This is a genomic window from Streptomyces sp. NPDC088147, from assembly GCF_044741565.1.
Lineage (GTDB): Bacteria > Actinomycetota > Actinomycetes > Streptomycetales > Streptomycetaceae > Streptomyces.
Map to the genome: position 1 here is coordinate 45,767 of NZ_JBIUSY010000001.1, position 19,517 is coordinate 65,283.

The window sequence follows — 19,517 nt, forward strand, 5'->3', positions numbered from 1 at the left end:
AGCGACACTCCCAAGACGTACCTGAACACATCCTGACCACGTCAACCCCGGTGAACAGCAGGATCAACCTGGCCGACGGGGCCAGGAGCAGGAGATGTCTCTCGCGGTGGCGCAGGTGTGTCCCGCCTCCAAAGCGGCGCTTCTCCTGCTGACCGGCTACCAAACGCCAGCTGGCCTGCGCCGGGTCTGCCCGAGCCGGCTCGCGACCTGGCTGAGGAACTGCAAAGTCCGGGGCGCCCCGGCCATGGCTGACGCGGCCGTCACCGCGGCAAAGGCCCAGCACACCTCCGTGGCCGGGGTGAGAAATGCCGCGGCCGTGGTCAACACCTTGGCCAGGGCGGTGTTGGCGCTGGACGACGAGATCGCTGAAATCGACGCACAGATCGCTGTCCGTTTCCGCGAGCACCGCCACGCGGAAGTGGTCCTCAGCATGCCCGGCATGGGCCCGTTGCTGGGGGCGGAGTTCATCGCCTGCACCGGTGGGGACATGGACGCCGCCGGCAGCTCGGGCCGACTCGCCGGCGTCGCCGGACTCGTACCGGTCCCAAGGGACTCCGGTCGCATCAGCGGCAGCATGCGCCGGCCACACCGCTACCACCGCCGGCTCCGGACGAAGCCACTGACATCACCTTGCCGACCTCTCTATGGGCAAGGTTCCGGCGTGCGATCGGCAGGGCCCAGTAGGCACCTCCGACGCTTGACAACGGTCATGGGGAATCAGTCACAGGAGCAACGGCATCCTTGGAAGGCCCATCGCCTTGAACACATCGACTTGACAAGGAATCAGCCGGATGATGACCGAGCGTCGCATGGCCACCCGGCCGCCGGCGGAAGCGCCCCCCGCCGGCCACGGGCTCGCTGCGCCTGGGCCTCAACCTGCCCGTCGGCGCACACGGCCGCCCCGTGGGCCGGCATACCCTCACCGAACCCGACGGCCGCGCCCTGCCCTGACCATCGCCCAAGAGGCACCCGTGGCCACGGAGCCGGAAGCACACGACGCGGCTCCGAGCTTGAGCAACTCACGTTCCGGCAGTGATCAATCGTCGCCCGGACCGTGGTCTCGCGCGGACCGTAGCTGCCGGAGCTTGTGTCCCGCGGAGCACAAGCAGGCTTCCTCGGTCCGTTCACCGGCCAGGCCACAGACCTCGTTGGCGATGTCGGAGAACCTCGTGGCGTCGGGGAAGGCACGTACGCGTCCTGCCATGCTGCGACGGTTGACGTCGGCGTTCGCGGCGATCGGAAATGTGCAGTTCCTGCCGGGCTACTCGGTTCTTCTCGTCGACGAACCGGATGTGCAGCGGCTGTCGGACCTGCCGAGGCCGAAGCGGATGTCGTTCCTGTCCGACATGGACCAGCTCGGTGAAGCGGTCGAGCGTACCTGCCGACGGCTGGACCCGGCCTTCCGACGGGTCAATCTGGAGATCCTGGGGAACACGGACCCGTTCCTGCATGCGCATATCTGGCCGCGGTTCAACTGGGAGCCGGCCGATGTGGTGAGTGCTCCGGTATGGCTCTATCCGCGCGAACGGTGGAGTGACGAGCAGTTCAGGCTCGGTCCGCAGCATGACGTGCTGCGGGATACGATCAGCGGCGAACTCGACCAGTTGCGCTCGGTGACCTGACTGCCGCGAGCCCCGAACCCGCCTGCGCAGGCGGCGAAACCGACTGGCAACACTGATCAGCACGACGCGATGAGAATCCGACGCGCCCCGGACCGGCGGCGCTGGAAGCCGGACACCGGGAAATGCGCAGAACCAGTGAGCAGAGTCCGCTCCCACGGCCGACCGGAGGAGCGGCCGGACCCGGAGGGGCGTCCCGGACCGACGGAGCGGCCGGACCGGGACGCACGCCGCTTCCTGACAGCGCGCGATGCGCGACAGCGCCGTGTCTCTGCCGGGCGAAACTCCATTACCACGCCGCACTGACAGGCCGCCGGCCTTCCAAACCCCCGCCGCGCCGGGGCGGGTACGGTGATCGGCAGGTCGCGTCGGCGGATCACCGCGGCCCCCGTTCGCAGGCAGAGCGCACCGCGCGCGAGCACCCTCAGCGGCAGACCCGAGTCCGACAGCGGCGCGGGCGGCACACCGGGCGCATACCCGGTCCACGGCTCGACGTTCTCGCGGTATCTGTCGTCCCTTCGCCGCGAACCGCCTCCGCCGGCTCGTCCGCCCGGGAGACCGGTGACGAAACAGGAAGGCAGGAAGATGACCGAGGCCACGGACGCGCGACGGAACTCCGCCGTGATCGACGCAGTGAAGGCGGGCGAGTTCGCGCGCATACCCGGCATGCTCCGGGAGGGGGAGCTCAGCGATGCCCGGCGCGAGGCCCTGCTCGAAAGACTTGACTCGATGAGCGGACCGTGGCCCGTCTTCGGGGAGCGCGCCGTCCGCGTTCACTACGCCATGGCTCTCGTGAGGATCGCGTGCCGGCGGAACGCGGAGGAAGTCGTCAGCGTCCTGGGTGGCGCGCACTGGCTTCCCCACGAGGCCAGGTTCGGGGACGCTTTCCTCGACGTGTTCGCCGATTGGCCGCCCGACGATCTGAACGCGTTGGCGCATGCCCTCAGGCCACCTTCGAATTTTCTGCTCCTGGTCAACGCCCTCGTCGAGAAGACGAGAATGCCGTATGACATCGACGACGAGGATGCCGTCGACTGGTTCCTGCACACCAGCGGTCGGGAGGACACCCCGGAGGCCGCCGCCGACGCGTTGCGCGCCTCTCCCCTCGCCCCCTTCGCGCTGCCGCGTCTGCCGGACACGGAGGGCCTGGGCCGCGGCCTGGCCCACAACGTCACCACACGTGGGAGCACCGGAATCGCGGCCCTGGCGATCCTGGCCCGGGACGGCCATGTCGACCGGAGCCGCCTCCTGCGTGCCGCGCTGCAAGGACCCCTGCGGTCCGAACCCCGCACCGTGACGCCCGGGTACCTCGCGCTGCTCGCCGCACTGGAACCGACCCTGGACGAGCAGACCGCCGCGGCGGACACACTGCTGGCACTGGCCACCTCCGCGGCCAGCACCGCCGCGGCGAAGGACGCGCTCGCGAGGCTGCGCAACCTCGCCGACCTGAAGCTCCTGACGGACCAGCAGGTGGAGGAGTGCATCCTGGGTCTGCTCGCCCGCCCCGAGGGGGTGATGGCCTCGCAGGCGCTGGCCTTCCTGCAGCGTGAGACGCGCCGTTCCCCCGCACGCCTCGGCGCACTGGCACCGCTGCTGGGAGCCGCCTTCTCCCACCCCACCCGCGGCGTCCAGGAGAAGGCCGCCAAGCTGACCGGGAAACTGGCGGACAGGCTGGATCAGGGCACGCTGGACGACCTCCGCGCCGCGGCCGTACAACTCCCTCCGGATCTACGGCGCCAGATGGACGGCCTTGGCGGCGGCCCCGCCGTCGAAGCACCGTCCGACGCCCCGCGAACGGATCCATTGCCGCAGCCTGCGCCGACTCCCGCCTTCCCGCCCCCGGTGAGCGGCGTGGCGGAGGTCGCCGCGGAACTTGGGGCCGTCCTGGCCGACCGCGTGGGGCGGCCCGTCTTCTTCGAACGGGTCCTGGACGGACTGGTGCGCCTGGCATACCAGGATCGGGAAGCGCTCGCCGAGGCCCTGGAGCCCGTGCTGCACACTTTCGAGCAACGGGGCCGTACGCCGAGCTATCTCACCCGGATCTGGCTGGTGGCCATGGCGGTGTCCGGCCGTACCCACGACGACGCCGCACCGTATGTCTGCTACCGATCCTGCGGACACCAGGTGTTCGACGACGTACTGGCCGCGCGCGTGGACGAGGCGGCGGGCCGGATCCTCGACGGCACCTGCCCGCCGTTCCTGCTGGCCACCCCCACCCATGCGACGGGGTCGCTGGATCCACGCGTCCTGCTGGAACGGCTGGCCGAGTACCGGCGGTCGGGGGTGCGGCCCGGAGACGCGGACTTCGAGCAGGCGTTGTTCCGCCTCAGGCCCGACCCCGGCTTCCCGCCGGCCGCGGCGGAGGAACTCGGCACACCGGAGGGGCACCGCCTGGCACGCTGGCTGTCGGCCGGAGGCTTTCCGGCGCCCGTCTGCCAGCGGACCACCGTGCTCCCGTTCGAACGCCCGGACGATCCGGAGGCCGCCGCCGCGTACCCGAAGGGCTGGAACCTGGCCGCTCGCGAGAAGGCCGACTGGCAATGGTGGGACGCGAACCCCAGCGGGCTGAGCTACCACTCGGACCCCCCGCCGTGGAGGGGCGAACCGCTGGGCACGTACGGGGCCCGAGACCGCGAACCGGCCTTCATCCGGCTCGCCGTCGCCGACGCCACGGACCGGCTGGCCGAGTTCTCCGCTCCGTTCCGCGCCGTCGGCGGCCCGTGCGAGGCATGGCAGGACCACTGCAACTGGGGATGGGGGGAGTCCACACCCTGGCGCTGGATGTTCCCGCTGTGGCTGACCGTCGTACCCCACCACCGGGAACTGGTCGCCGCCCGCACCCTGACGGCGATGGCCTTGGGCGCGGAACACGACGACCGGAGTGCCGCTGTCCACCTGCCCGCCCTGGCCGACACCGACGGAGAAGCCGGACCGGCCGTGCACCTGGCACTCGCCTACGGCAGCGGAGCCTCATCGGTGATCGAACGGACCGCCACCGCCGACGCCCTCCTCACCCTCGCCGGCCGCGGCGAACTGGACCCCGCCCGACTGGCCCGGGACATCGCAGACCTGATCGACCTCGACGCCCTCAAACTCAAGCGCGTCGTGGAAACCTTGCGGAACGTCGCGCAGGGAGGCGCCCCGATCACCGTGTACTCGGTACTGGCACAGGCACTCCCCGCCGTACTGCCACAACCCGGCACCAAACCACGAGCCGGACTGGCGGACCTCCTCTTCCTGGCCGCCGAACAAGCCGAGTCAACGCCCGGCCTTCCCCCGATACCGGCCGTGAGCACCCTCTCCGAGCAACGCGGCAGCTCACAACTCCTCAAAGCAGCACGATGGCTCCACAACGCCACATCAGACTCACCGCCGACGTAGCACCGGAGGCCCCGGACCTCTCCGGGGCCTCCGGCCCGCTCGGTCAATCGAGGCCATAGAGGCCATAGAGGCCATCAGGATGCCTACGAGGGCCGATGTCGGTCGCTGCCCACCCGCTGGGGTTTCCAGTACCTCGCTGCCGTACCGCGACCCCCTGCTGCCTGGCCATTGTCATTGGCCGGTGCTCATACTCGACGACAAGCCGTGATGTCCTCCGCGTTTGTAGCGGCTTATACGGAACCGACAGGTCAGGGCGGCGGCCACGGCCCGGCCTCGGCTCTCCCCGTCGTTGCGGACCACGTAGGGGATCTTGAGACCACGAGCAGCCCATGGCAGGCTCGTGCCGCATGATCGATGAGTTCGCGAAAGACAACCTGCACGGGAGACTGCGGCGGGACCGCGAGGCGCTGCTCTGGAAACTCGACGGCTTGTCCGAATACGACGCCCGTCGGCCTTTGACAGTGACCGGGACCAACCTCCTCGGCCTGGTCAAACACGTGGCCGGCGTCGAGGCCAGGTACTTCGGCGAGGTCTTCGGCCGCCCTTCCCCGGAACCGCTGCCCCGGTGGCAGGACTCCAACGGCAGCGATCTGTGGGCGACCGGGGACGAGACCCGCGATCAGATCATCGGGTTCTACCGGCGCACGTGGGAGCACGCGGACGCGACGATCAGCGAGCTTCCCCTCGACGCCCCCGGTCACGTGCCGTGGTGGCCGGAGCCCTATTCCAACACCAACCTGTTCGCCATCATGGTCCATGTCCTCGGCGAGTCCATCCGGCATACCGGGCACGCCGATATCCTGCGCGAGGGCCTCGACGGCCGGACCGGGATGCGCGCCGAACACGAAAGGCAGATCGACGAGGAAGCCCGTGCGGCCTACTGCGCGAAGATCGAGCAGGCCGCCAGGTCGGCCGCACCAGTCAAGGCTTAGAGGTTGTCGCACGTGACGTGATGTTCGTGCGGCATGATGCCGGTCGTGGGCGCGGATCTGTCGAAGCATCTGGTCCTGATGAACTCTGGGAGCCGGCCGCCCCGTTGCTGCCGTCGTTCGCTTGCTGTCCGCAAGGCGGTGGGACCGCTCCGTGTGACGAGCGGGCCGTGTTCACGGCAGTGGTGTACGCGCTGACCAGCGGCTGTGCCTGACGGCATCTGCCGCCGACGTTCAGCACGTCGCCCGCCACCGCCACCGCGCATCGCCGCTTCACGGTATGGACCGAGGCCGGCCCCTGCGGCGTCGGCTGCACCGGGCGGCGCTGGACGAACTCGGGGCCCGGGGCGAGGTCGACTGGACCTCGGCGATCGTCGACGCGGCCTCCGTTCGCGCCAACGGGGGGCGGTGCGCGTTGGCGCAGTCGGCGATCGTCGACACGCGAGCGGGGTCGCCGCCGCCGGCAAGTCACCGCCCGGCGCGGCGGAGACGGAGGCAGCGCGCGACCTGCGGACGCTGTGGGAGGCCGTCGTCGCCCGGACGGGGGTGGACTCGCTCAGCGACTTAGCGACGTCATCTCCCCTCAACACGCCGACTTGCCAGGGAAGATGTGGCCGGCGCGGGTGAGGATCAGGCCGGTTCCGGGCGTCGGCCGCGTGGAGCGCGCCCGGCGGCTGAACCTAACGGGGAAGCCCGGCCGGTCAACCGGCGACTCCGAAGGGGGTGATCTCGATCTTTCCCTCACACGGATAGAGGTTCGGGAAGGGGGCCAGGGTCAGTGCCCGGGAGTCGCCCGGCACCCGGATATCCGCACCGTAGGGAGACCATTCGAAGGGAGTGCCGACGCAGGCGTGCATGCCGCCCCCTTCCCAGACCAGCGTGAACGAGGTGGTGTCGCCCGGGGCGAGGAGGACGTCGGGGAGGGCATCCACGGAAGACCGGATGATCGAGAAGGAGCGGGGCCCTGAGGTGCTCTGTGGCTTTCCGCAGGCGGGCGAGGGATCGTCTGCGGCGCAGCCCTGGATGGTGGCGTCACCAAAGAACGTGATGCCGGGCCAGCCTCGAAGCCGGCACGTGACGGCGGACTTGTTGCGCAGCAGGACCGGGGTGGCAAACCAGCCCGGCTGTCTGCTCGATGGCGGACCGCCGCGTCCCTCCGATGCCGTCAGCTCGTTGGCCGCACACGCAGGGGCGCGGTCCTGGGAGGGCACTGCTGTGCGGGCCGACGGGTTCGTAGGCGCAGCCTCCTGACGGCGTGTCGTTTTCTCGCCCGGCGTCGCTTGCCTGCTCGGGACGGCTGGACTGGCCGACCGCGAAGTGGGCTTGCCTTCTGAGGAAATCGACGGCTCGGTGGTGCCGGGGCGAGCAGTTACGTAGGTGGCCGGGACCTCCGAGACGGTCGGGCGCACGGCACCACCACACGCAGCGGTCGCGGTCACCAGGAGTCCGACCGCCAGAAAACGTCCCCCACCTCGCGTCATCATGACGGGAAAAATATCCGCCTTCGCCACCGTCATCGGAGTGTGATTTCAAGAATGCAGGATCTCTTTGTCCGCCGTTCACCATTACCACCGACCAGCCCGCAGCAACCGACCGGGCCGCCCACCGCCACACTCGCGCACCAGGCACCGGTGCAGGACGGGGATGCCGTAGGTCTGTTCGACCACCCATCGTTTGGGCTGAGGCACGAACCCTTTGTCGGCCGGGTTGCGCTCGGCGATCTCCACGTCCCTGCCGTCGAGCAGGGTCTGGCGTCCCGCGGATCGCGTCGAGGATCTCGCGGCGGGGATGTTTCTCGGGCCGGCCACCGCCGGGGTGTCGCGGGCCGGCATCCCCACCACGCGTGGTGATCGATGAACCCACGAAGGTGGGCTGCCGGATGGCCCTCAATCGAGATCGAGAACAGGTTCAAAGAAGCGTGTATCAAACGCTCTTCAGAACACGATCAAGTGCCGCCCGGCCCGCAGGTCCCCAGTGCGGCTTGCCGCCCGGAAGGCCACGGTCTCCGTTCTGCCCCATGAGCATCAGGAAGAGACTCTTCATAGCGGCCAGCCCGCGTGCGCGCCGGATCGCCGCCTCGTCCGCGTGCGCGTACGTGTCGAAGAACCGTGAGGCGGTGCCCGCGGGCAGCAGCACCCATGCGGCGGCGAGGTCCCACGCCGGATCGCCGGCGAACATGTCACCGAAGTCGACGATGCCCGAGAGCGTTCCGTCCGAGACGACGACGTTCGCGGGGTGGAGGTCGCCGTGCACCCACACCGGCGGGCCCTCCCACGCGTGGGCCGCAACGGCGTCGTCCCAGACGGCCCGGACGTCGGCAGCGATGCCGTCGAGGGCAACGGTCCGGAAGAAGTTCTCGAAGCCGTCCGTGCAGTTCCTGGGATGGGCACCGAATTGCGTAGAGATCGGTGCCTCGGCGGGCGCCTCCACGTGGAGCGCCTGGAGGAAGCCCGCCAGCGTGTCGGCCGCGTGGGCGCCGCGGCTGATCGAGCCGTGGTCCAGCGGCTCGCCGGGAACCCACGTCATCACGGTCCAGTGCTTGGGGAAGCGCTCGGACGGTTCGCCGAACCGCACTGGGGTCGGGATCGGCAGAGGCAGGCGCGGGGCCAACACCGGTAGCCACCGCCGCTCCTTCAGCTGGAGCTCCGGAGTGGGGTCCATACGCTGCATGCGCACGGCCAACTCGTCCCCGAGGCGCCACATTTGGTTGCCCCAGCCACCCGCCACCTCCCGGATGGCCAGCCCCGCAAGGTCTGGATGTTGCTCCTCCAGCAGGTCGCGGACCAGGTCCGCGGTGATCTCGATCTCGGTGTCGGTCATGCGAAGTCACAGTACTAAGGCGGCAGACGGAGCGGGCTCTCGCTCAGCTCCTGGCCCGAGTTGCCCCGCTCCGGCCGCGCGGACGGGTGTCAGAGGTGCTGTGCATGCTGCTGGGCATGACGTCCCCGCCTGCCGCCCGCATCCACCTGATGACCACATTCTTCCTGGTGACGTGCGGGGCGCTCGGCGGAGCCTGCTTCGGCCTTCTCCTGGGCGGCAGGGTTGCGGCCGTCGTCGCCGCGGGCGCGGCCGGCCCAGGGGCGGGGACAGGCGCGTTCCTCTCCCGCCGTCAGGTGATGGCCTTCTTCCAGCCCGGGATCGTGCCGGTCGACGGTTACGCGGAGGGGATCGCCGACGCGGTCCTCGTCGACATCGCGACGTACCAGGCGGCGGCCTTCCCGCTGCCCCCGGGCGGGTTGACCGAAGAGGAACGGGACGCCCGCCGCACTCCCGCGTACCGGGTAGCCGCCGTCGACGGCCTGCCCTCGGCCGTACGGGTCTCGGCAGTCGACGCCCTGAACGCCGTCGACCAGGGCCGGGACACCGACCACGCCCAGGCCGCCATCGACGCGCTGTTCCTTACGGTCTACGAACACCGCCGTATCCGCTGACGGGTCCTCAGCTGCGTTCGGGGATCGTGTCGCCGATGACGATTTGCACCCTTGGTCACCTGCACCGCGGGCGGCATTGAGCTTTTTCCAACCTCAGGTTGAGGCGTGACGAAGGGCGGGGATGGTCTTCACGATGGCGGTGACCCGGTTGGTGCTACAGCGGAGTCTCCGTGGGAGGCGCCAGCCCTTCAGGGCGGCCATGGCCTGCCATCGGGCAGTCCCCGGCGTGTATCGCTACAGGGGAGCGGCGCGCGGCGATGCCCCGCTCCACGACCCACTCAGGCGGCGGAGGTGGCGGCCGGCGCGCGGCGATCTCGGCGACGTGGCCTTCCTCTTCCGCGATCCAGCGCCGCGTGCGCGCGAGGTCTTGGAGTTGGACGCGCTCCAGCACACGTAGCGCGTACAGGCGCAGCGACGAATCTTCGGACATGCGTTCGAGTGTAGAGCTGTGGGATTATCATTCGAGAGGAGGGGGGAGACGATCATGATCTTCATTAGTATCGGCTCCCTGGTCGGGTGGCTCGCGATCTCGCTGCTCGGCTTTGCAAGGTTCCGCGATCCACGACACCAGGTGCTGTTCTCCGGCTCCCTGATCGCTGTCGCCGTCGTAACCACCTTCGTAGTCCTGCACAGCGCCAGCCTGGGTGTCTTCTTTTTTGGTATCGGCGCCACCGCAGCACTCGTGCGGTTCACGCGCGCCTGGCGGCGTCTGCCCGCCGGGCGCCTGAAGTAAGCGTGTCGCCCCGATCCTCAGCCTTGCGATCAGCGGAAGCAGGGCGGGGGCGCTTTCTGCCGTCACGGGTATACGTGCTGGCCGTGTCCGCAGGCCTGGCGTGATCTCGTTACGAGCAGCCGGATGAGACTTCGCGGAAGTTCTCGTAGTGGTCGTCGGTGTACCAGACGACATGGGTGGAGGGGTTGCGGACGAGGCGTTCGGCGTCGCGGTGCTGTTCGGGGTTGCGCGGGTCGACGTCCTACTCGCGGTACTCCTTGACGAGGGGGAGGTCGCCGCTGTGGTTGCCGTAGACGTTGCTGCCCCGGATTACGAACTTGGTGGTGACCACCGGGTAGTCGGTCGCGCGCTTGGCTCTCGGCCAGTCCTTCTCCTTCCAGATCTCACCCGCCTCTTTCACCTGGCCGGGGGAGCGCCTCAATGGGCAGCGGCGGTTCGACGACATCGGCCGCCGCGGACGTCGTCTGCGGGAGCGTCGTCACGGCGGTGCCGATGTCGTGACAGTTTCCGCAAGGGCTGACAGGAACAGTGCAGCGAGGACGGTACGCCGAAGGTTTCGGTTACTCGTCATGCCGAGTGAACGGGGGACGGCCACGGCAGGACACGCTTCTCACTCCCACGAGAACGAGCGCCGAGGTTTTGAGTCGGTCCTGTGGGGAACCGCGCCCCTTGTCTGGCCTTCACCGGCTGGGCAGGGGGCGCCGTTGCAGTTCGATGCACCAGACCTGCGGGTCACCTTCCCTCGACCGCAGCCAGCGCCGCAGCCCATGGATACGGCTTCTTCTCACCCGGCTGATTCGGAACGAAGCCCCCTTCGCCGTAGAGCACAGTCACGCCCATCTCCCGTAGCTCTGCGACGCTCCGGTCAAGGCGGCGATGCTGCGCGTACGCCGCGTTCACACATGGCATCGTCACGAGCGGGATCCCCTCGCCGATACCCTCCGCGCAGACACCCACGACAAACTTCGAAGTCAGTCCGAGCGCCCACTCGTTGATCGTGTTGAAAGTGGCCGACGCCATCAGGATGACGTCTGCCTTAGGCCACACGTCCGGCTCACCAGGCGACTTGTACTCGGAGCGGACCGGGCCACCGGTCAGCCGCTCCAGCTCGGTCTTCTGCGCGTCCAGCCAGCGGGCCGCCGTCGGCGTCAACCCAAGCCGCACATCCGCCACCCGCGTGACTGCGCGTCGCTGATCACCGTGGCGATGTCGAAGCCCGGGGGCGCCGCGCTGCCGAACAGGTACAGAGTCCGTGAAGTCATTGGGCCAGTCGACCACATGCGAACGCCCCCGAACCGGTCGGCTGCGGGAGCGAGCGCGAGTACCGTTCCAGATGACGAGTCAGGAACGGAGTCCGTTATGCCCGCACTGGCCGGACGACCACGCAGGCACCCGTATCAAAGAGCAGCGAAAACTGGCCCACCTCGCCGGGCAGGTGAGACACAGTGACCGCCACCAGCACACCCGCGCACACAGCGCCAGCCTGCCGCATCGATGAGCACGCCGAGTGCCCCGGCCCCGGGGAGACGCGGCTCGCCTGGCAGACGCCCACTCAGCCGGCCATCGAGACTCGGTGCTGCGCCTGCACCGATGCGTCGATCCGCATCAACGACCACTGCAACGGAGGGGTGCTGAGTGCGTTGTGCGTTCAACCCAACGAGGGATACGGACGGCCACCGGTTGAGATACGCGGTTGACTTCCCAACGGCCCTACCCGGCCACCGCGTTACTCGCACCCTCTAGATCACTGATCCGGTCCGCGGCTCCAACCGGAGCGTTCCCCGCCACTGGCGGCACCCCACCGTCTGGTCCGAGCCGCCCCGAGCAGAGTTCCGTCGGGTTCCCCGGTGCCAGGGGCCCGGAGATCCGCGGGCGGCGGCCTGGGCCACCTGCTCCGACGAGGGCACCCTCCTGACGCGTCCCCGTCCTCCGCGGCCGGCGCGCCGGACGGGTGCTGATCCGGGCCACCGGCCTGGCCGGCGTCGGCGACTCCGCCGTCCCCGGCCACGGCAAGGTCGCGCTCGTACAGCCCAACAGCCCGCCACACCACCGTCCATGGCGGTTCTCCCTCGAAGGCGCCTCCCCGCGCCGGGCCGCCGCAGCCTCCCAGTGGCATGTCACGCAGGTGTGGGGTGGGCGTCCTGTAGCTCACGGGTCTCCGCGCCCGGCCGAGATATCGCGTGCCGTGGCCTTGCCTACGATCTCCGAGCCGTTCCGGCCCGCTGTCAGAGCGGAGACTGCAACCCACGCCAACTGGGAAACGATCACAAGCAAACCTGAGGTTCCCATGCGAAGATCCCTGCCGTCGCCATCGTTGTCCGACGCCGCGCCTTCGTCTCGTCGTCACCGAAACGGTCGATGCCCCAGGACAGGGCGAGGACCAGTTCGAACACCTCGTCCGCGGTGATCTCGCCGGCCACCTCGCCGGCCGCCTTGGCCGTGTCCAGCAGGACGCCGACCCGCTCCACCAACGGCGCATTCGCCGATTGCAGCGGCGAGGCGTCGTCGTGGTGCGCGGTGGCGAGACAGGCCGGCAGGTCGTGCCAGATCCGCATCCCCCAGCTCACCCGCACCAGCCACTCGACGAGCGCCCCGCCCGGCGGCAGCGTGCGGGACAACTCGTCGGCCTCCGTCAGCGCTCGGATGAAGAAGCCCTCGATGACCGCGGCGAGCAGGTCGTCCCGGGTGGGGAAGTTCCGGTAGAGGGTGGCGTTGCCGACACCGGCGCGCAACGCGATCGCGTCGAGCGAGGCGAACACTCCGTCCGCCTCGAACGCTTCGCGCGCTGCGATCAGGATCGCGTCGCGGTTGCGCTGCGCGTCGGCGCGAAGCGGGCGTGCTGTAACCAAGATCACTCCACATTGACTAAGTGGGGAGAGTCCCCACATACTCATTACCGGGGAAACTCCCCACTTATCGAAGGAGTCTATATGCCCTACGACGACCTGACCGGTCTGCGGATCACGGTGGACAACGGTGTCGCAACCGTCACCCTCGACCACCCGCCGCTGAACCTGATGGACGGTGTCCTGCTGCCGTCACTGCGCGGCTTCGTCAACCGGGTGCGCCACGACACCGACGTCCGCGTCGTTGTGTTCGACAGCGCCGACCCGGAGTTCTTCAGCGCGCACGGCGACATGGCCTACCTCACCGATCCGGAGGCGCTGCCCGCCGCCACAGCCGCCGCGGTCGCCGCCGCGCCGGACGTGCCCGTCCCGGACGGCGTGAACATCCTGGAGGCCGTGAGCGACGAGGTGCGCAGCCTGCCGCAGGTCACCATCGGCAAGATCGCCGGCTTCGCCCGGGGCGCCGGCAACGAGTTTCTTATGTACCTCGACATGCGGTTCGCGGCGATCGGCCGGTCCGGCCAGGCCCAGCCCGAGGCCGTGATGGATATCCTTCCCGGCGGCGGCGGAACGGTCAACATGACCCGCCTGCTCGGCCGGGGACGCGCACTGGAACTGCTCCTCGGCAGCGAGCTGGTCGACGCCGAGCTGGCCGAACGCTACGGCCTGGTCAACCGCGCGGTCCCTGCCAACGAGATCGACGCCTTCGTCGACCGGCTGGCGCGCCGAATCGCTCGCCTGCGCCCCGAGGTCGTCGCCGCCATCAAGGCCACCGTCGAGACCATCACCCCGAAAATCCCCCACCAGGCGTACGCCGTGGAGAACGCCGCGCTGTACTCCCTGTTCACCGACGATATGGTCGCGTCGGCCCACAAGCAGCTCGCCGCGGGCGTGCAAACCCGAGAGGGCGAACGCGACCTGGAGCGCATCCTCGACAGCCTCTGATCAGCGGCCGTCCACGACATCAACGCGCGGTCCCTCTCACTCGGCGCCGAGTGAGAGGTGGAGTTCACCTGTGGAGCAAACCGTCGCGTCACAATGAATTGCGACGAGCCATCAAGGAGCCTTTTCATCCTCGGTGGGCCTCCCAGCCCCGGCCCCACTGACCCACCATCTGGGGAACGATCAACCACCGGACGGGAAGCGATCTTCAATTGCCTCCGACCCCGCAGGTGGGACGTACCCGTGAACACCCGTCTCTCCCGACCAGGTCCTCTACTGGAATCAGGTCGGCCCGAGCGGGCTCGAGCGCCTCCACGAGCAGGGCCTGCTGGGTGAGGGAACCGGGCGCGCGCTGATCTACCACGCCACCGAGCGTGATCGCCTCACCCACGCGGAACTCGACGAACTGCACGCTCTGACCACGTTCACTCTCGCCCAGGGCTGGCACATCACCGGTGCCGTCATCGAACGCCGTAGCCGGTGGTCCACCTCTTGCTGGGACAAAGCCGTTGGCGAACTCCGCGACGGCTATCTCGATGTCCTCGTCATCTGGGATCCCACGACCGGCCGCCCCGGCACCCGGACCGACACACCCCGCACGTGACGTCTGCGACGTGAGGAGGAAGAGGCCAACGCCTTCGCTCTCGGAGTCGGCCCTACAGTGAGCCTTTTCAGCGTGGCCACCGATCGGGTGTCGGTGGCAGGGCAAGGGTGAGTCCGTAACGGACAAGCCCCCGGCGCCATTGAGCCGTCCGGCAGAACGCGGAGGCTGTTCAGCCACCGCGGTACGGTACGGATACGCCCCGGAGGCAGCTCCAATGCCTCCGGGGCGATTGGTCACCAGGGTGCGACGGACCGATCCCAGCTCCGTGACTTCGTGTCCCTCTCCGCGTCCAGCTCCTCCTGCGTAGCCGGCGGCGTCGGGCAGTCCGCCTGCTGCTCCGCCAGGTACTGCCGGTACGCGTGCCTGCGCTCCTCCGTACCGTCGTTGTCGTTGTCCGTCATGGGTTCTCTCCTTCGCTGGGGGATTCCTTGCTGCTGGTCGGAACAATCTGTGCGACCGGCTTTCCGTGACGCGTCAGATGCCTTACCGCACCCTGTCCACCAGGTCGCCCAGGATTTTCCGGGCTTCCTCGATGCCGCACGCCGAGGCGACCAGCGTCTGGGACTGAGAGCCGGGGCGGGCTCGCGTACGTCACGGACCACCGACCGCGTCCTCCTTGAGCGGTCGATGGCGGGCGCGATGGCGTCGTAGACGCGCAGGGGGCGGAGCCGGTGTCCGCACTGACCCCACGCGCGCGCGATGGCCCCGATCAGATGTCCGTTGCGAGCGGGGCCTTTGCCTGTCGCCCAGGAGCGGTGGGGCCCGACTGTCAGAGGCGTGTGTTTTTCTGGCACGCATGTCTGTCGAAGAAGCCGCCGCACGTATGCCCGACATACCCGCCCTGCTCGAACGGTGTCGGGCTCTTGCCGCCCTGAGCGCCATCTGTCCCGGTCACTTTGTCTACGAGTTCGACGTGTCCCCCGAGGGGGAGCGGCTGTCGAGCTGGCACGATTGCCGCTGTCTGGGCGTCGACCACGGACCGGACGGCACGCTGGTGTGGGCCTGGGATGTAGACAAGTCCTACAAGGAAGAAGACATCGAAGCGCTCCTCGGACAGTTGCCCGCGCAGCTGGTGCCGCGGCTCGCCGCGATGAGGCGGTTCGAGGACCGCGGCGAGCAGTGGTGGCAGCTGTCGGCCGTGATATGGCGCCTGCCCGGCGACGATGTGTGGAGCACGCCCCAGCTCCCCGACCAGTACGATGCCCTGTTCAGCCTGGGTGATCTCCTCGACCCCTCCCCCGGCAACCTCTTCATCCCCGACCACTTCGGGCCCGAGTACGGCAGCTTCGCCCGTGCGGACGCGATCCGCCGGGTGCTCGCCCTGCGCCCGCTGACCGAGGAGATCGTCCGCGCGATCAACCACGAGCGGGGCCTCGCGGACGTCGCCGGGGCCGTGGCCGCCACCGGGTACCGTGCCGCGCCGACCCCCGTGCCGCTGGACCGCGGGATCGGCGAGGGCGAGCCGCTGGTGGTGGTCCAGCAATACGACAACACATCCCTCAGCCGGTTCTTCTTCGAGCCGGACGGGGCGGGCTTCCACCGGATCCTGCTGCACCACTCCGGCAAGGCCGTCCACGCCTGCGGGACCGAGGCCGGAGCACCAGTCGTCCAGCGGGAGCCGGACGGCGGCGCGGCGCAGCTGTTCCTGCTGGAGGTGTACCGCCGCGGCGGCTGGCACGCCATACCGGAGCTGGTCGCCCCCGCTCCTTACCCGCCGCTCTCAGAGAACATCACTCCTCCCGATCTCGCGGCAAAGGCTTTCCGGATCCGCGCGAAGGACTCCGGCCTCGTGCTGGGGCTCCCGAACCGGCTGGGCGAGCCGGTGCGGCTGGAGGAGCCGCGCGACGACCGGAAGCAGGCGATGCGCGTCTGGACGACGTTCGGCTACGGGACGTGGGGGGAGCTCCCGATCGCCGTGCGTCCTCCGGCCGCACCGTACGGACCGGCCCTCGTCACAGATTGACCGGATGCAGGGGGCGGTCGCCACGGGCCGCCCCTCCCGGCTGAACATCAGAACAGTGCCATGTTGCAGTACGCGGCCTGCTCCCGCGCACCGCCGCCTACGCCGCCACACACACCGAAGCCGAACAGCCCAGCAACCCCGGCGAACAGGCCATCACCCAGCCCTCACCGTCGCCTTCACCGACCCCGCCCGCCGACCGGGAGATCACCCACGCCCAACAGCTCCTGGCCGGACTCGACCAGCGCGCCACCACCCCGCCCGCCCACATCGCGGCCCTCGCCCGCGACGCGGACGCCTCCGGCCCCGCCGTCGACGACCGTGCCGCCCTGCTGCGGACAGTGATCACCAACGCCGGAATCACCGCGGCCGCGCCACTGCTCAAACTCGCCCTCACCCTGCATCACACCGCACGCGGGGACGATGTCGCCATTCACATCGCCATCGCCCGGCTCCGGGAACTCACCCGCAGCGGCGACTACGCGTTCTACTGTCCGAACCCCTGCGACGGGCGGCCTCGTTGGCCTGGTGCTAGGTGCCCTTGAGCGAAGACGGTGGTCACCACCTTCACTCAAGGGCGCTGTCGATGGTGCAACGGACCTCACCCGAAACAGCCTTCACAGGGCCCTGGTTGGCTTCGTTAACGTGTAAGGACAGCGTTTGTCGACGAGTTTCAACGGCGATCAGTGGCCAGGGAGCCCGCGAGTGTTCACGGGAAATGACGGCACTTCGGGAGATCTGGTGCGATCCCTGTCGGGACTCTGAAGGCGCGGTTCGGTCCAACTGGAGGAGGCAACCGCTTGTGTCTCCAGTAGGGGGAGACAGCAGAGTGGAGCACATGAACGGCGACGCGCTCTACGCGATTGGTGACCTTGCCCGGCGAACCGGGCTGACGGTGAAGACCATTCGGTTTTACTCCGACGCGGGGATCGTGCCGCCGACCGACCGAAGCCCGGCCGGTTACCGCCTCTACGACATCGACGCCGTCACACGTCTCGACCTCGTGCGCACCCTGCGCGAACTCGGGCTGGACCTTCCCGCCATCAGGAAGGTACTCGACCGGGAAGCCTCGGTACCCGAGGTGGCGGCGGCACACGCCGACGCCCTGGATGTGCAGATTCGCACGCTCCTGCTGCGTCGGTCGGTCCTGAGGGCGGTGGCCAAGCGGGGCCCCACACCTGAGGAACTGGATCTCATGCACAGACTCGCCAAGCTCTCCGACGAAGAACGACAGCGGCTGGTGACCGACTTCATCGACGACACCTTCGGCGGCCTCGACGCCAACCCCGAGTTCGTGGCGATGATGCGTTCGGCCATGCCACAACTCCCGGAGGATCCGGCTCCCGAGCAGGTCGAGGCGTGGGTCGAACTCGCCGAACTCTGCCAGGACACGGACTTCCGGGCCTCGGTCCGGAAGATGGCCGAACACCAGGCGGCGGAGCGCGCGCAGGGCGACACGACCGGCCTGCACCACGACCTCACCACGGCGGTACGTGAACAGGTCGGCGAAGCTCTCGCGGCGGGAATCGAGCCGACATCCGCCCAGGCGGCGCCGGTCGTCGACTCCCTCTCCGCGCTCTACGCCGAGTCGTTCGAGCGGGCCGACGACGCCGAGCTGCGACGGTGGCTCGTCTGCCGTCTGGAGGCCGGTGCAGACCCGCGGGCGGAGCGCTACTGGCAGCTTTTGTCGACCGTCAACGGCTGGCCGCTACCGCCTACTCTCGCGCCGGTCTTCAGTTGGTTCATCACCGCTCTGCGCTCGCAGCTGAGCCGATAGCACGCCGCGCAGCCCCGGACATATCTGCCGCAGGGATGGCGGACCGCAGAGCAAGTGGAAGAGCGCGTCAGTTGGCCTTTGCCTGCTCTTCGGCGCGGGCACGGGTGGTGGCGAGGCGATAGGAGTCCGTGCCGGTCCCGATGATCGTGCCGTTGAAGGTGAGGCGGTCGACGATGGCCGCGCAGGGGCGGGGATCGGTGAAGGTCTTGGTCCAGCCGCCGGAGGACTCGTTGGAGGCGATGGCGACGCTGTTCTCCTCCTCGCGTTCGGTCAGGACCTGGAAGAGGAGTTCGGCGCCGTGCCGGTCAAGCTCCATGTAGCCGAGCTCATCAATGCAGAGGCTGCTTCTCGTCGGCGGCCTCGACCAGCTCGTTCACGAGCTTTGTGGCGAGGGTGTAGCGGACGCGGCAGCCCTTCATGGCCGCCTCGGTGCCGAGCGCGATGAGCATGTGGGACTTGCCGGCGCCGGAGTCCCCGATCAGGCAGAGCGGCTGGCTCTTCTTGATCCATTCGCGGCTGGCGAGGGTGTGGATGGTCGCCGCGTCGATGTTCGGGTTGACGTCGAAGTCGAACGCCCGCAGCGACTTCTCCCGCGGAGAGCCGGCCGCCTTGATCCGCCGCTCCGAGCGGCGACATGCCCGGCCGCCGGCCGCCCGGGGCAGCGGCACCCCGGCCAGGGTCCGCCGCAGCCGGGCGACATCGAGCCGGCCGCGGTTCAGGCCGGTGTAGAGGGAGCCGTGCCCGCGGCGGTGCTCGGGCGCCAGCGCGAGGTCGACCAGCGACCGCACCGGTCCGTCCGTACACAGCACTGCGTCGGCCAGATCGAACAGCGCGTCCGCGCGGGAGGTCAGACAGTCGTAGAAGTCGGTCCGGAACCGGGACAACACGGTCAGGGACTCGACGTGGACAGCGTCGTGCAGCAGACTCACCCTCGCGGCCTTGGCATGATCAACAGCGTCTCGACAACGCACATGATCACACCAAGGCCGCACCGCTGTCGCATCGCCTGCCAGCGACCACCGAGCAGCCAACTGGCGTTTCAGGCCCGGACGTTAAACAACAAGCTGAGCTTGCCGCTTAACCTCGGCGTGAGATGAGTCGGGCGAGTGACTCTGTCGGCCGGCAGAGCCAATTGAGGAGAGGGCTGGTGACCACGACCCAGTGGACACTGATGCGGCCCTGCTCTCCTGCGGCAGCGGGGCCTCAGTGTCCGCGCCGGCAAGGAAGTGCTCAGCTATGTCGAGCGTTCTGGTGCCGGATCGAGAGCGCCGAAGGATGTATCGGCCGAGGTCCTA

15 protein-coding genes and 5 pseudogenes are annotated in these 19,517 nt (G+C 69.0%); 9 read left to right on the plus strand and 11 right to left on the minus strand.

The genetic code is table 11. From position 1 onward, the window contains the following. Positions 1-127: 127 nt before the first annotated feature. From ACIOGX_RS00270 to ACIOGX_RS00285, 4 genes and pseudogenes are all read left to right on the plus strand, one after another. Positions 128-607, plus strand: a pseudogene (locus ACIOGX_RS00270) (transposase); the annotation flags it as partial. A gap of 595 nt (positions 608-1,202) precedes the next feature. Continuing rightward, entirely contained in the window at positions 1,203-1,622 is a 420-nt protein-coding gene (locus tag ACIOGX_RS00275; RefSeq protein WP_401908820.1) for a diadenosine tetraphosphate hydrolase, read from the plus strand. 582 nt (positions 1,623-2,204) lie between these two features. Further along, the gene (locus ACIOGX_RS00280) at positions 2,205-5,000 is read left to right on the plus strand and encodes a DUF6493 family protein (RefSeq protein WP_401908822.1); all 2,796 of its coding nucleotides are present in this window, start codon (positions 2,205-2,207) and stop codon (positions 4,998-5,000) included. 347 nt (positions 5,001-5,347) lie between these two features. Beyond that, positions 5,348-5,932: a DinB family protein gene (locus tag ACIOGX_RS00285; RefSeq protein WP_401908825.1), complete on the plus strand. Its 585-nt coding sequence runs from the start codon at positions 5,348-5,350 to the stop codon at positions 5,930-5,932. Between the two features lie 698 nt (positions 5,933-6,630). Here ACIOGX_RS00285 and ACIOGX_RS00290 read toward each other — a convergent pair. The 3 genes and pseudogenes from ACIOGX_RS00290 to ACIOGX_RS00300 all read right to left on the minus strand — a co-directional run bounded on the left by ACIOGX_RS00290 (position 6,631) and on the right by ACIOGX_RS00300 (position 8,749). After that, positions 6,631-7,446, minus strand: a complete 816-nt coding sequence (locus tag ACIOGX_RS00290) for a DUF4232 domain-containing protein (RefSeq protein WP_401908828.1) — start codon at positions 7,444-7,446, stop codon at positions 6,631-6,633. 96 nt (positions 7,447-7,542) lie between these two features. After that, a pseudogene (locus tag ACIOGX_RS00295) lies at positions 7,543-7,665 on the minus strand (IS5/IS1182 family transposase); the annotation flags it as partial. Between the two features lie 187 nt (positions 7,666-7,852). Beyond that, positions 7,853-8,749, minus strand: coding sequence for an aminoglycoside phosphotransferase family protein (locus ACIOGX_RS00300; protein WP_401908830.1), 897 nt, complete (start codon positions 8,747-8,749; stop codon positions 7,853-7,855). Positions 8,750-8,865: 116 nt separating this feature from the next. Between ACIOGX_RS00300 and ACIOGX_RS00305 the strand changes: the two genes are divergently transcribed. Beyond that, positions 8,866-9,360 (plus strand): hypothetical protein, encoded by a 495-nt coding sequence (locus ACIOGX_RS00305; RefSeq protein ID WP_401908833.1) that lies wholly within the window; start codon positions 8,866-8,868, stop codon positions 9,358-9,360. Between the two features lie 154 nt (positions 9,361-9,514). On the opposite strand, the gene ACIOGX_RS00310 is transcribed toward ACIOGX_RS00305, so the two are convergent. Continuing rightward, positions 9,515-9,790 (minus strand): DUF6233 domain-containing protein, encoded by a 276-nt coding sequence (locus tag ACIOGX_RS00310; protein ID WP_401908835.1) that lies wholly within the window; start codon positions 9,788-9,790, stop codon positions 9,515-9,517. A gap of 54 nt (positions 9,791-9,844) precedes the next feature. Here ACIOGX_RS00310 and ACIOGX_RS00315 point away from each other — a divergent pair, with 54 nt between their 5' ends. Then, positions 9,845-10,093 carry a hypothetical protein gene (locus ACIOGX_RS00315; RefSeq protein WP_356518327.1) on the plus strand — a complete coding sequence of 83 codons (249 nt, stop codon included), beginning with the start codon at positions 9,845-9,847 and terminating at the stop codon, positions 10,091-10,093. A 241-nt stretch (positions 10,094-10,334) separates the two neighbouring features. Here ACIOGX_RS00315 and ACIOGX_RS00320 read toward each other — a convergent pair whose 3' ends face one another. The 3 genes and pseudogenes from ACIOGX_RS00320 to ACIOGX_RS00330 form a co-directional block, all read right to left on the minus strand. Beyond that, positions 10,335-10,493: a hypothetical protein gene (locus ACIOGX_RS00320; protein ID WP_401908839.1), complete on the minus strand. Its 159-nt coding sequence runs from the start codon at positions 10,491-10,493 to the stop codon at positions 10,335-10,337. A 332-nt stretch (positions 10,494-10,825) separates the two neighbouring features. Further along, positions 10,826-11,355, minus strand: a pseudogene (locus ACIOGX_RS00325) (flavoprotein). A 1,002-nt stretch (positions 11,356-12,357) separates the two neighbouring features. Beyond that, positions 12,358-12,942 carry a TetR/AcrR family transcriptional regulator gene (locus tag ACIOGX_RS00330; protein WP_356518328.1) on the minus strand — a complete coding sequence of 195 codons (585 nt, stop codon included), beginning with the start codon at positions 12,940-12,942 and terminating at the stop codon, positions 12,358-12,360. Positions 12,943-13,023: 81 nt separating this feature from the next. On the opposite strand from ACIOGX_RS00330, the gene ACIOGX_RS00335 reads away from it, so the two are divergent. Beyond that, positions 13,024-13,884 (plus strand): enoyl-CoA hydratase/isomerase family protein, encoded by an 861-nt coding sequence (locus tag ACIOGX_RS00335; RefSeq protein WP_356518329.1) that lies wholly within the window; start codon positions 13,024-13,026, stop codon positions 13,882-13,884. A gap of 834 nt (positions 13,885-14,718) precedes the next feature. Here the strand turns inward: ACIOGX_RS00335 and ACIOGX_RS00340 are convergent. Beyond that, positions 14,719-14,886 carry a hypothetical protein gene (locus tag ACIOGX_RS00340; protein ID WP_356518330.1) on the minus strand — a complete coding sequence of 56 codons (168 nt, stop codon included), beginning with the start codon at positions 14,884-14,886 and terminating at the stop codon, positions 14,719-14,721. A 395-nt stretch (positions 14,887-15,281) separates the two neighbouring features. Between ACIOGX_RS00340 and ACIOGX_RS00345 the strand changes: the two genes are divergently transcribed. Continuing rightward, positions 15,282-16,448, plus strand: a complete 1,167-nt coding sequence (locus ACIOGX_RS00345) for an RICIN domain-containing protein (protein WP_401908843.1) — start codon at positions 15,282-15,284, stop codon at positions 16,446-16,448. A 176-nt stretch (positions 16,449-16,624) separates the two neighbouring features. On the opposite strand, the gene ACIOGX_RS00350 is transcribed toward ACIOGX_RS00345, so the two are convergent. Beyond that, positions 16,625-16,882, minus strand: a complete 258-nt coding sequence (locus tag ACIOGX_RS00350; protein WP_401908846.1) for a hypothetical protein — start codon at positions 16,880-16,882, stop codon at positions 16,625-16,627. A 401-nt stretch (positions 16,883-17,283) separates the two neighbouring features. Between ACIOGX_RS00350 and ACIOGX_RS00355 the strand changes: the two genes are divergently transcribed. Further along, the gene (locus ACIOGX_RS00355; protein WP_401908849.1) at positions 17,284-18,222 is read left to right on the plus strand and encodes a MerR family transcriptional regulator; all 939 of its coding nucleotides are present in this window, start codon (positions 17,284-17,286) and stop codon (positions 18,220-18,222) included. A 67-nt stretch (positions 18,223-18,289) separates the two neighbouring features. Here the strand turns inward: ACIOGX_RS00355 and ACIOGX_RS00360 are convergent. Both ACIOGX_RS00360 and ACIOGX_RS00365 read right to left on the minus strand, forming a co-directional pair. Next, positions 18,290-18,863, minus strand: a pseudogene (locus ACIOGX_RS00360) (ATP-binding protein); the annotation flags it as partial. Continuing rightward, a pseudogene (locus ACIOGX_RS00365) lies at positions 18,861-19,151 on the minus strand (transposase); the annotation flags it as partial. The pseudogenes ACIOGX_RS00360 and ACIOGX_RS00365, both read right to left, overlap by 3 nt. Positions 19,152-19,517: the final 366 nt, after the last annotated feature.

Bases quoted from the DNA above. Each gene is read 5' to 3' on its own strand.
- ACIOGX_RS00335 (WP_356518329.1), top strand. From the start codon at position 13,024: ATGCCCTACGACGACCTGACCGGTCTGCGGATCACGGTGGACAACGGT.
- ACIOGX_RS00355 (WP_401908849.1), top strand. From the start codon at position 17,284: ATGAACGGCGACGCGCTCTACGCGATTGGTGACCTTGCCCGGCGAACC.
- ACIOGX_RS00290 (WP_401908828.1), bottom strand. From the start codon at position 7,446: ATGACGGTGGCGAAGGCGGATATTTTTCCCGTCATGATGACGCGAGGT.
- ACIOGX_RS00275 (WP_401908820.1), top strand. From the start codon at position 1,203: ATGCTGCGACGGTTGACGTCGGCGTTCGCGGCGATCGGAAATGTGCAG.
- ACIOGX_RS00345 (WP_401908843.1), top strand. From the start codon at position 15,282: ATGTCTGTCGAAGAAGCCGCCGCACGTATGCCCGACATACCCGCCCTG.
- ACIOGX_RS00310 (WP_401908835.1), bottom strand. From the start codon at position 9,790: ATGTCCGAAGATTCGTCGCTGCGCCTGTACGCGCTACGTGTGCTGGAG.
- ACIOGX_RS00305 (WP_401908833.1), top strand. From the start codon at position 8,866: ATGACGTCCCCGCCTGCCGCCCGCATCCACCTGATGACCACATTCTTC.
- ACIOGX_RS00280 (WP_401908822.1), top strand. From the start codon at position 2,205: ATGACCGAGGCCACGGACGCGCGACGGAACTCCGCCGTGATCGACGCA.
- ACIOGX_RS00300 (WP_401908830.1), bottom strand. From the start codon at position 8,749: ATGACCGACACCGAGATCGAGATCACCGCGGACCTGGTCCGCGACCTG.
- ACIOGX_RS00285 (WP_401908825.1), top strand. From the start codon at position 5,348: ATGATCGATGAGTTCGCGAAAGACAACCTGCACGGGAGACTGCGGCGG.
- ACIOGX_RS00340 (WP_356518330.1), bottom strand. From the start codon at position 14,886: ATGACGGACAACGACAACGACGGTACGGAGGAGCGCAGGCACGCGTAC.
- ACIOGX_RS00315 (WP_356518327.1), top strand. From the start codon at position 9,845: ATGATCTTCATTAGTATCGGCTCCCTGGTCGGGTGGCTCGCGATCTCG.